The following is a 10,468-nucleotide window of genomic DNA, read 5'->3' on the forward strand; positions in this document are numbered from 1 at the left end:
GCCACCCTGGGTACCGCCCTGGGTGTTGCCGCCGCCTCCACCCTGCGTGCCGCCCTGAGTGTTGCCCCGGCCGCCACCCTGCGTACCGCCCTGAGTGTTGCCGCGACCGCTGCCCTGCGTACCGCCCTGGGTATTACCGCCCCTGCTCTTGTTCTTACTCTTGTTCTTGCACTTCTGTCCCTTGCACGGCTTTTCCGGTACTGACTGCTTGGCCTGCGAGACGCCCGCCTTGGCGTGCGTCTGAATGCTGGACGCTGCGGCCGGTGCCGCTGAGGCAGGAACGCCCAAGGCGGCAACCCCTCCCGCCATTACCGCCGACACTATTGCTGTCGCTATCTTCTGCCTGCGCGTGTGCCTCACGGGCCCGTTCCTTTCTTTCTTGCCCAGCACTGTGAATTCGACGCCCGGTGATATGACGCGCTCAGTGCCGACCTGTCGTGGAGTTGCCGATCGCTCACGAACGTACGTCCGGCGATGTGAAGGCCGAGAAACACCCGAAATCGTCTCCGCGGCTGGGCAAAATAACCCCGAGGCGTCTCTCCGGACATCGTCGGACGTCAACCGACCTACAGCTCGGGGTTCTCTTTGCCGTCGACCCGAAAGGGCAAGACACACGCTCGGAAGCGGCTCATTCCCGATCCTCGTCTCACCTATCGGGGGAGTCAACTCGAAACCCGAGCCACGGCAATAAGCGCCCAGCACGCTTGTCACCAGATCTAGCGACAGACGGAAGCCGGGAAACTCTGCTCATCCGTTGATCTGACAGCCGCAGGTCTGCTCCGGTGGTGAAGGAGCGTGTTGATCGGCGCACAAACTGGGGGCAGCCCTGTGGCCAGAAGTGACCACACGCCTCACAGGGCCCCACAGGCCCGCGGACCGCCCGACCCCGGCCCCGGCCCCGGCCCCGGCCCCGGCCCCGGCCACAGCTTCACTGACAGCGATCAAAGATCCAGCGGACCATCGGTCTCGCGGTCTCGCGGTCCGGTCTATCGGCTCCGCGGTCCTGCCAGCTTCTCCAGCCGGGCGATGCGCTCCGCCATCGGCGGGTGCGTGGAGAACATCTTGGACAGTCCCTGGCCCGGACGGAAGGGGTTGGCGATCATCATGTGACTCGCCGTCTCGATCCGGGGCTCAGGGGGCAGCGGGAGCTGCTTGGTGCCCACCTCCAGCTTGCGCAGGGCGCTGGCGAGAGCGAGCGGGTCGCCGGTGAGCTGGGCACCCGAGGCGTCCGCCTCGTACTCCCGGGAGCGGCTGATGGCCAGTTGGATCAAGGTGGCGGCCAGCGGTCCCAAGAGCATGATCAGCAGCATGCCGAACAGGCCGGGGCCCTCGTCGTCGTCCGAGCGGCCCACCGGGATGAGCCAGGCGAAGTTCACCAGGAACATGATCACGGAGGCGAGGGCGCCGGCCACCGAGGAGATGAGGATGTCCCGGTTGTAGACGTGGCTCAGCTCGTGGCCGATGACGCCGCGCAGCTCGCGCTCGTCCAGCAGACGCAGGATGCCCTCGGTGCAGCACACGGCCGCGTTGCGCGGGTTGCGGCCCGTGGCGAAGGCGTTGGGGGCCTCCGTCGGGGAGATGAACAGCCGGGGCATGGGCTGACGGGCCTGCGTCGACAGCTCCCGCACCATCCGGTACAGCTCGGGAGCCTCGAACTCGCTGACCGGGCGGGCGCGCATCGCGCGGAGTGCGAGCTTGTCGCTGTTCCAGTACGCGTACGCGTTCGTGCCCAGCGCCACCACAACCGCGACGATCAGTCCGGTGCGGCCGAAGAAGCCACCGATGACGATGATGAGTGCGGACAGACCCCCGAGGAGTACTGCGGTCCTGAGCCCGTTGTGCCGGCGGTGCACGGTGCGCCCTCCAAGTCGTGCAGCTGGGGAACACTCTGATCCAGTGGACCCTCCCGCTGATGACAACGCCAGGCGGCGGCCACGAGTTCCCTGGCGCGTACGGCGGCGCGTGTCGGCCGAGCGGGTGACGTGCTCGTTCGACCGCACGCGCGCGTGCGGAACGGGTCCCCCACGCGCGCGTGCCGACTCCTAGAACAGTCCGGTGGCCGCGAAACGGAGGACCAGCTGGGGGGCTCCGGACAGGGCGACGCCGAGGACGCCGGTGAGGGCGAGGGCAGCCGTGAGGGGCGCCGGGACGCGGTGCCGCGCGGGCTCGCCCTCAGGGGCGCGGAACAGCAGGGCCGCCCACTGCAGGTAGTAGAACAAGGCGATGACGACGTTCACGGCCATGACGACGGCCAGCCAGCCGAGGCCCGCGTCGACGGCCGTCGAGAACACGGTGACCTTGGCGAACAGGCCCATGACACCCGGCGGCAGGCCGGCCAGGCACAGCAGGAAGAAGGCCATCAGAAGCGCGGTGACCGGGTTCGTGGCGTACAGGCCCCGGTAGTCGCTGATCCGGTTGCCTGAACGACTGCGGCCCACCAGGGCGGCCACGGCGAACGCGCCGAGGTTCACGGCGGCGTACATGAGGGCGTAGGCGACCGTGGAGCCGATCGCCTTCTCGGGGTCCTTGCCGTAGCCGGCGGCGGCGATCGGCACCAGCAGGTAGCCGGCCTGGCCGACGGAGGACCAGGCGAGCAGTCGTACGGCGCTGTACGCGCGCGTGGCCTGCTGCCGCAGGGCCGCCACGTTGCCGACGGTCATGGTGAGGGCGGCCAGTGCGGCGAGTGCCGGCCCCCAGACGTCGGCGTACGACGGGAACGCGACGACGGTGACGAGGATCAGGCCGGAGAAGCCGACCGCCTTGCCGACGACCGACAGGTAGGCGGCGACGGGCAGGGGCGCGCCGACGTAGGTGTCGGGCACCCAGAAGTGGAAGGGCACGGCGGCCGTCTTGAAGGCGAAGCCGACGAGGGTGAGGACGACACCGGTCTGGGCGAGCGTGTGCAGCTGGCCGTCGACGTGCGGCAGGCGCTGGGCGACCTGGGTGAGGTAGAGGGTGCCGGTGGAGGCGTAGACGAAGCTGATGCCCATCAGGCTGACCGCGGTGGCGGTGACCGACGACAGGAAGAACTTCAGGGCGGCCTCGGAGGACCGCTCGTCGCCGTGCCGGATGCCCACGAGGGCGAAGGCGGGCAGCGAGGCGACCTCCAGGGCGACGATCAGGGTGGCCAGGTCGCGGGAGGCGGGCAGCAGGGCGGCACCGGCCGCGGAGGACAGCAGCAGGAACCAGAACTCGCCGGCCGGGACCCGCCGTCGGTCGTCGTCCACGTTCGTGACGGACAGCAGAGCCGCGAGAAGGGCGCCGCCGAGGACCAGGAACTGGATGACGAGGGTGAAACGGTCGGCGGTGTAGCTGCACGCGCGCGTGGTAGCGCTGACGCAGAAGGTGCTGCGGTCGCCGTCCAGCAGGGGCAGCAGCATCAGGGCCGCCGCGGCGAGGCCCGCGACCGACACCCAGCCGAGCACGGCCTTGCGTGACTCCGGTACGAACAGGTCGGCGACGAGGACGGCGAGCGCCACGACGGCCGCGACGGTGGGCGGGGCGATCGCGAGCCAGTCGACGGACTGGACCAGCGACTCGGCAAGCGGCTGGGCGCTCATCGGGTGCCTCCTGCGAGGAGCTGCTGCACGGCCGGGTCGGTCAGGCCGAGCAGGGCCTTCGGCCACAGTCCGGCGAGGACGGTGAGGGTGACGAGCGGGGTCCAGGCGGCGAACTCGTACCCGCGGACGTCGGCCAGTTCCGGCCGCTCCTGCTCCGCGCCGCCCATGCAGACGCGGCGGACCACGATCAGCATGTACGCGGCGGTGAGCAGGGTGCCGAACGCGCCGACCGCCATGAAGGTGAGGAAGGCCGGCCGGCTGAGGCCGGCGGCGGGCTTGAACGCGCCGAACAGGGAGAGCATCTCGCCCCAGAATCCGGCGAGCCCTGGCAGGCCGAGGGAGGCTACGGCGCCGAAGGCGAGCAGGCCGCCGAGGCGGGGGGCCCTGCCGTACAGCGCGGCGCCCGTCTCCTCGGCCAGCGTGTCGAGGTCGGTGCTGCCGGTGCGGTCCTTCACCGCGCCGACCAGGAAGAACAGCAGGCCGGTGATGAGGCCGTGGGCGATGTTGGCGAACAGGGCGCCGTTGACGCCGGTCGGGGTCATGGTGGCGATGCCCAGCAGGACGAAGCCCATGTGGCCGACGGAGGAGTAGGCGATCAACCGCTTGAGGTCGCCCTTGACGCCCCGCTTGGCGAGCGCCAGGCAGGCCAGCGATCCGTAGATGATGCCGACGACGGCGAACGCGGCGAGGTACGGCGCGAAGGTGTGGAAGCCGTGCGGCGCGACCGGCAGCAGGATGCGGACGAAACCGTACGTGCCCATCTTCAGCAGAACACCGGCCAGCATGACGGAGCCGACGGTCGGCGCCGCGGTGTGGGCGTCGGGCAGCCAGCTGTGCAGCGGCCACATCGGCGTCTTCACCGCGAGCCCGATCCCGATCGCCAGAACGGCGATGACCTGGACGGACGCCGTCAGCGACCGGCCGTTGTCAGTGGCGAGTGCCACCATGTCGAACGTGCCCGCCTTGAGTCCGATCAGGAGCAGGCCGAGCAGCATGACCACGGAGCCGAGCAGCGTGAAGAGGATGAACTTCCAGGCGGCCCGGGTCCGGCCCTCGCCGCCCCAGCGGGCGATGAGGAAGTACATCGGGACGAGCACCGTCTCGAAAGCGAGGAAGAACAGCAGCAGGTCGAGGACGGCGAAAGTGGCGAGGGTGCCGGACTCGAGCAGGAGCAGCAGGGCGACGAACGCCTTCGGGGACGGGCCCGACGGCGGCTTGAAGTAGGAGTAGAGCGCGCAGAGGAAGGTCAGCAGCGCGGTCAGGACCAGAAGGGGCAGGGAGATGCCGTCGACGCCGAGGTGGATCCGCACGTCGAGTGCGGGGATCCAGCTGATGTCGGTCGTGGCCTGCATTTTCGACGGGTGGTCGTGGTCGAAGCCGAGCGCGAGGGCGATCGCGGCGATGAGGATCACGCCGGTGACGGTCACCCCGTGCCGCAGCACGGCCTGCGCGGGGGACTTCCCCTTCAGTCCGGGCGGGGCGGGCAGGAGAGCGGCGACGGCTCCGAGGAGCGGGCCGACGACGACGAACGCGAGAAGGAACTGCATCACTGACTCGTTGATATCGATCACGCCTGCTCACGCTCCGGTGGCGACGAGGAGGACGGCGACCGCCAGGACGACGGTGCCGGCGAGCAGCGCGCTCACATAGGTCTGCACATTGCCGTTCTGTGCACGGCGTACGGCGGCGCCGAGCAGCCGGGGCCCGGCTGCGGCGGCCTGTACGTAGGTGTCGACGACCTCGCGGTCCAGGAACCGGACCAGACTCGCCGCGGCCTGGACCGGGCGGACGAACAGCGCCGAGTACAGGGCGTCGAGGTGGAAGCCGGCGGCCGCGTGCCGGTGCAGCGGGCCGAGCAGCAGCCGCGCCGGGTCCGCCGGGTCGGGGGCATAGGCGATGTCGCCGTAGGCCGGTTCGTGTGCGGCGATGGCCTCGGCCTCGACCAGTCCGGCGTCGCCCTCGGGGTGGGCGGCGACGGCGCCCAGCGGGGTGCGGGCGGCGAGCGCGGTGGTGCGCTGCCAGGCGCCGTAGGTGAGCAGCCCGCCGACGAGGGCGAGGCCCGTGCCGAGGATCGAGGTGAGCAGGGTGGGGGTCAGATCGCGGCCGTCGAACCAGCCGGGCAGCGAGCGGTAGGCGAACCCGCCGAAGGCGAGGGAGGGGACGGCCAGCACCCAGAGCACCACGGTCATCGTCAGGGGCTGCCGGCCGTGGTCGGGGGCCTCGGCGCCCCGGCCGCGGAAGGCCAGCAGCCACAGCCGAGCGGCGTACACGGCCGTCAGCAGGGCGGTGAGCAGACCGGCGACGAGGACGATCCAGCCCGCGGCGCCGGGAGCGTGCTCGGTGTGGCCGGCGGTCACGTGCTCGGCGGCACCGAGGACGGACTCCTTGGAGAAGAAGCCGCTGAAGGGAGGGATCGCGGCGAGCGCGAGGAGCGCCACGGTCATCGTCCAGTAGGCGTCCGGGACGCGGTCGCGCAGGCCGTGCATGCGCGACATGGCGGCCAGCGAGTTGGTGCCGGCGGCGTGGATGATCACACCGGCGGCGAGGAACAGCAGCGCCTTGAAGGCACCGTGCGCGAGGAGGTGGAAGACGGCGGCACCGCGGTCCCCCACGGCGAGGGCGCCGGTCATGTAGCCGAGCTGACCGATCGTCGAGTAGGCGAGGACACGCTTGATGTCGTCCTGGGCGAGCGCGGCCAGACCGGAGCCGGCCATGGTGACGGCGGCCATCACCGCGAGCACCACCATCGCGGCCTGCGAGGACTCGAAGAGCGGGAGGAGACGGGCGACGAAGTAGACACCGGCGGCGACCATCGTCGCGGCGTGGATCAGCGCCGAGACGGGCGTCGGGCCCGCCATCGCGTCCGGGAGCCAGGTGTGCAGCGGGAACTGTGCCGACTTGCCGGCGACGCCCGCGAGCAGCAGCAGCGCGATCGGCGTGGGGTGGTCGATGCCACCGCTCGCGACGGCACCGAGGACGCGGGTGATGCGGAACGAGCCGGCGTCGGTGGCCAGGGCGAACAGGCCGATCAGGAACGGCACGTCGCCGAGCTTGGTGACCAGGAATGCCTTGAGCGAGGCGGTGCGGGCCTCGGAGGTCTCCCAGTAGTGGCCGACCAGGAAGTAGGAGCAGATGCCCATGACCTCCCAGCCGACCAGCAGCACGATCAGGTCGCCGGAGTAGACGACCAGGAGCATCGCGGAGGTGAACAGGGAGACGAGAGCGGCGTAGGACGGGTAGCGCGGGTCGTCGCGCAGGTAGCCGGTGGAGTAGATCTGCACGCAGGTCGCGACGAACGCCACCAGGACGGCGACGAGCGCGGCGAAACCGTCGATGTGCAGGGCCAGCTCGACGGGGACGGACCCGGTGGGCGTCAGCTCGGTGTGCGCGTCGACGGCGGCGTCGCCGCCCTGGCGTACGGCGACCAGCGCGGCCAGCACGAGCGAGGCCAGCGGCGGCAGCACGGCGAGCGGACGGGCGAACCCGGGGGCGGTGCGGCCGAGCAGCAGTCCGGCCGCGGCACCGAGGAACGGCAGGAGGGGGACGAGTACGGCGAGGTTGGTCGTGGTCACGCGGGGGCCTCAGCCTTCTCGGCCGCGGAGGTGCCGGGGCCCTCGGGCTCGGGGCCCTCGGCGGTGTCGCGGAGCTTGTCGATGTCGGCGGTGCCGCGGTTGCGGTGGACGGCGAGCACGATCGCCAGGCCGATGCCGATCTCGGCGGCGGCGATGGCGATGGTGAACAGGGTCAGTGCCTGGCCGGAGTGCAGGGTCTCCTTCGCGGCCCGGCTGAGCCAGACGTCGAAGGCGACCAGGTTGAGGTTGACGGCGTTGAGCATCAGCTCGACCGACATCAGGACCAGGATCGCGTTGCGGCGGGCGAGGACGCCGTACAGGCCGGTGCAGAACAGGAGGGCGGAGAGCACGGCGGGATAGGCGAGGTGCATCAGCGGGCGCCTTCCTTGTCACCGGGGAGGACGTCGGCGGCGGCAGGGGGGCCGGAGGCCGCGTCCGCCCCGGCCTTACGGGACAGGACGATCGCGCCGACCAGTGCCGCGAGGAGCAGCACGGACAGGGCCTCGAACGGCAGCACCCAGTGCCGGAACAGGCTGGTGCCGGTGACCTCGGTGGTGCCTGCGGCCGGGCCGTCCAGGTCGATCCAGGTGGCGCGGAAGGCGTCCACGACCACCCACACCAGGGCGACGGCGGCGGCGCCCGCGACGGCCAGGGCGGCCCAGCGGTTGCCGGAATCGGCGTCCGGGGAGCGGCCGATGGGGGCCTTGGTCAGCATCAGGCCGAACAGCAGGAGGACGACGACGGAACCGACGTAGATCAGGACCTGCACCCAGGCGATGAACTCGGCCGTGAGCAGCAGGTACTCCACGGCGAGACCGCCGAGGGCCACCACCAGCCACAGGGCCGCGTGCACCAGCTGCCGGGTGGTGACGGTGATCAGCGCGGCGCCGAGGGTGACCAGGCCGACGAGCACGAAGGCGATCTCGACACCGGTCGGGGACAGGAAGCCGTGCTGGGCCTGGGCGAGGCCCGCGGTCGCGGCGAAGGTCATGACTGTCCCTCCTGCCGCTCCTCGGACTCCGCCTGGGCGGCGGCCAGCTTCTCGGCCGTCTTGCGGGCCGCGGCGATCTCCTTGGGTTCCTCCGCGCCGGGGTCCAGGGCGGGCGGGGCCGGCACGGTCCACATCCAGTCGCGGAGCTTGTCCCGCTCGTGGGTGAGGTCACGGATGTCGGTCTCGGCGTACTCGAACTCGGGTGACCAGAACAGCGCGTCGAAAGGACACACCTCGATGCAGATACCGCAGTACATGCAGAGGGAGAAGTCGATCGCGAAGCGGTCGAGGACGTTGCGGCTGCGCTCCCGGCCACCGGGGGCGGCGGGCGGCACGGTCTCCTTGTGGGAGTCGATGTAGATGCACCAGTCCGGGCACTCGCGGGCGCACAGCATGCAGACCGTGCAGTTCTCCTCGAACAGCCCGATCACCCCGCGGCTGCGGGGCGGCAGTTCGGGAAGGGCGTCCGGGTACTGCTCGGTGACCGTCTTCCTCGTCATCGTGCGCAGGGTGACGGCCAGACCCTTGGCGAGGCCGGAGCCGGGGATGGGGGCCATTAGCCGATCACCACCTTGACGATGCCGGTGAGGGCGATCTGGGCGAGGGACAGGGGGACGAGGAGGGTCCAGGAGAGCTTCTGCAGCTGGTCCTCGCGCAGCCTCGGATAGGTCACGCGCAGCCAGATGACCAGGAAGGCGAGGACCGCGGCCTTCAGCAGGGTCCAGACCCAGCCGAGGCCGTCGGCACCCCACGGACCGTGCCAGCCGCCCAGGAAGAGGACGGTGGTCAAGCCGCACAGGACGACGATGCCCGCGTACTCGGCGAGCAGGAACAGGGCGAAGCGCAGGCCGGTGTACTCGGTGTAAGCGCCGAAGATGATCTCCGAGTCGGCGACCGGCATGTCGAACGGCGGGCGCTGCAGCTCGGCGAGTCCGGCGACGAAGAAGACGACCGCGCCGACGAGCTGCCAGGGCACCCACCACCAGTGGAAGGCGTGCAGGATGCCGGGCAGGGAGACCGTGCCGGCCGCCATGGCGACGGACGCCGCCGTCAGCAGCATCGGCAGCTCGTAGGCGAGCAGCTGAGCGGCCGTACGCAGGCCGCCGAGCAGGGAGAACTTGTTGGCGCTGGCCCAGCCGGCCATCAGGGAGCCGAGCACCCCGACGCCCATGACCGCGAGGACGAAGAACACACCGGCGTCCAGCACCTGGCCGACGGCGCCCTCGCCCGGGCCGATCGGGACGGCGAGCAGCACGAGGAGGTACGGCAGCAGGGCGACGGCGGGGGCGAGCTGGAATACACGCCGGTCGGCACCCGCCGGGACCACGTCCTCCTTCTGCGCGAACTTCACGCCGTCGGCGACGAGCTGCGCCCAGCCGTGGAAACCGCCCGCGTACATCGGGCCGAGGCGGCCCTGCATATGGGCCATCACCTTGTGCTCGGTCTGGCCGACGATCAGCGGGAACGTGAGGAAGACGACGAAGACGACCAGGAGTCGCAGGGCGACGTCGAGTACGCCGTTCACTGCGGGCCTCCTGAGGGGTCGCGACGGTCGGGATGGTCGGGGGTGCCGCTGGGGTCTTCTCGGGGGCGGCGCGGGGTCCCGGGGTCTTCTGGGGGCGCGGATTCTTCGGAGCGCTCAGGATTCCCGGGGTCCCTGGGGGTCTCCGGGTTCCCAGGGGTCTCGCCGTCCCTAGGCGTCTCGCGGTCCATAGGGGTCTCGCGGTCCGTAGGGGTCTCGCGGTCCGTAGGGGTCTCCGGGCCCCTAGGGGTCTCGGGGCTCCTAGGGGCCTCGGGGTTCGCAGGGGTCTCGGGGTTCCCAGGGTTCTCGGGGCGCGGCTCGGGGGCGGCTGTCCGGCCGGCCTCGGGCGCCTGCTCCGGCTGGGGGCCGGGGCTCCGTTCCGGTGCCTCGAAGGCCGGGCGCGCGTGATGCCAGGGCGCGTCCGAGCTGCGCGGGGCCGTGCTCCGGCGGGCGGGGCGGGCGGCGCCGCCGGACTCGGCCGGTGCTGCCGGTGCTTCCGGTGCTTCCGGTGCTTCCGGTTCCTGTGGCTCCGTCGGAGCAGCCGGTTCCTCCGGCGCGGCCGGAGCAGCTGGTTCCTTCGGAGCCGTGGAGGCAGCCGGTTCCGTCGGCGCCGTGGAGGCAGCCGGTTCCGTCGCTTCCGGTGAGGGCCGTTCCGGCGGGGTCGTTTCCTGGGCCTCGGTGCGCTGCTGAGAGGCCGAGCCCTGTGAGGCGCTGCGCGCGCGGCGCGGGCGGGCGGCCGGGGGCGCCGGGGCGGGCTCGTGGGCCACCGATGCCTCGGCTGCCGGGCCTTCCGCCGGGGCTGTCGCCGTGGGCTGGCTGGCCG

General features: G+C 71.3%; 9 protein-coding genes. 1 reads left to right on the forward strand and 8 read right to left on the reverse strand.

Annotated elements, in window-relative coordinates; translation table 11 throughout:
- Nucleotides 1-204 (forward strand): hypothetical protein (locus tag GT045_RS40105; protein ID WP_237538979.1); only part of this gene is annotated, 204 nt, incomplete at its 5' end.
- Nucleotides 205-986: 782 nt separating this feature from the next.
- Here the strand turns inward: GT045_RS40105 and htpX are convergent.
- The 8 genes from htpX to GT045_RS29975 form a co-directional block, all read right to left on the reverse strand.
- Nucleotides 987-1,853: a zinc metalloprotease HtpX gene (gene htpX, locus GT045_RS29940; protein WP_161336084.1), complete on the reverse strand. Its 867-nt coding sequence runs from the start codon at nt 1,851-1,853 to the stop codon at nt 987-989.
- 189 nt (nt 1,854-2,042) lie between these two features.
- Nucleotides 2,043-3,560: an NADH-quinone oxidoreductase subunit N gene (locus GT045_RS29945; RefSeq protein WP_161336085.1), complete on the reverse strand. Its 1,518-nt coding sequence runs from the start codon at nt 3,558-3,560 to the stop codon at nt 2,043-2,045.
- Nucleotides 3,557-5,131, reverse strand: coding sequence for an NADH-quinone oxidoreductase subunit M (locus GT045_RS29950; protein WP_161336086.1), 1,575 nt, complete (start codon nt 5,129-5,131; stop codon nt 3,557-3,559). The genes GT045_RS29945 and GT045_RS29950 overlap by 4 nt, the downstream gene beginning before the upstream one ends.
- Nucleotides 5,132-5,137: 6 nt before the next feature.
- Nucleotides 5,138-7,132 carry an NADH-quinone oxidoreductase subunit L gene (locus tag GT045_RS29955; RefSeq protein ID WP_161336087.1) on the reverse strand — a complete coding sequence of 665 codons (1,995 nt, stop codon included), beginning with the start codon at nt 7,130-7,132 and terminating at the stop codon, nt 5,138-5,140.
- Nucleotides 7,129-7,503, reverse strand: a complete 375-nt coding sequence (nuoK, locus tag GT045_RS29960; protein WP_161291199.1) for an NADH-quinone oxidoreductase subunit NuoK — start codon at nt 7,501-7,503, stop codon at nt 7,129-7,131. The genes GT045_RS29955 and nuoK overlap by 4 nt, the downstream gene beginning before the upstream one ends.
- Entirely contained in the window at nt 7,503-8,123 is a 621-nt protein-coding gene (locus tag GT045_RS29965) for an NADH-quinone oxidoreductase subunit J (RefSeq protein WP_161336088.1), read from the reverse strand. The genes nuoK and GT045_RS29965 overlap by 1 nt, the downstream gene beginning before the upstream one ends.
- Nucleotides 8,120-8,680: an NADH-quinone oxidoreductase subunit I gene (locus GT045_RS29970; RefSeq protein WP_161336089.1), complete on the reverse strand. Its 561-nt coding sequence runs from the start codon at nt 8,678-8,680 to the stop codon at nt 8,120-8,122. Before GT045_RS29970 ends, GT045_RS29965 begins: the two co-directional genes overlap by 4 nt.
- On the reverse strand, nt 8,680-9,648 hold the full coding sequence (locus tag GT045_RS29975; RefSeq protein ID WP_161336090.1) for a complex I subunit 1 family protein: 969 nt from the start codon (nt 9,646-9,648) through the stop codon (nt 8,680-8,682). Before GT045_RS29975 ends, GT045_RS29970 begins: the two co-directional genes overlap by 1 nt.
- Nucleotides 9,649-10,468 lie beyond the last annotated feature (820 nt).

This window comes from Streptomyces sp. SID486, from assembly GCF_009865385.1.
Classification (GTDB): domain Bacteria; phylum Actinomycetota; class Actinomycetes; order Streptomycetales; family Streptomycetaceae; genus Streptomyces.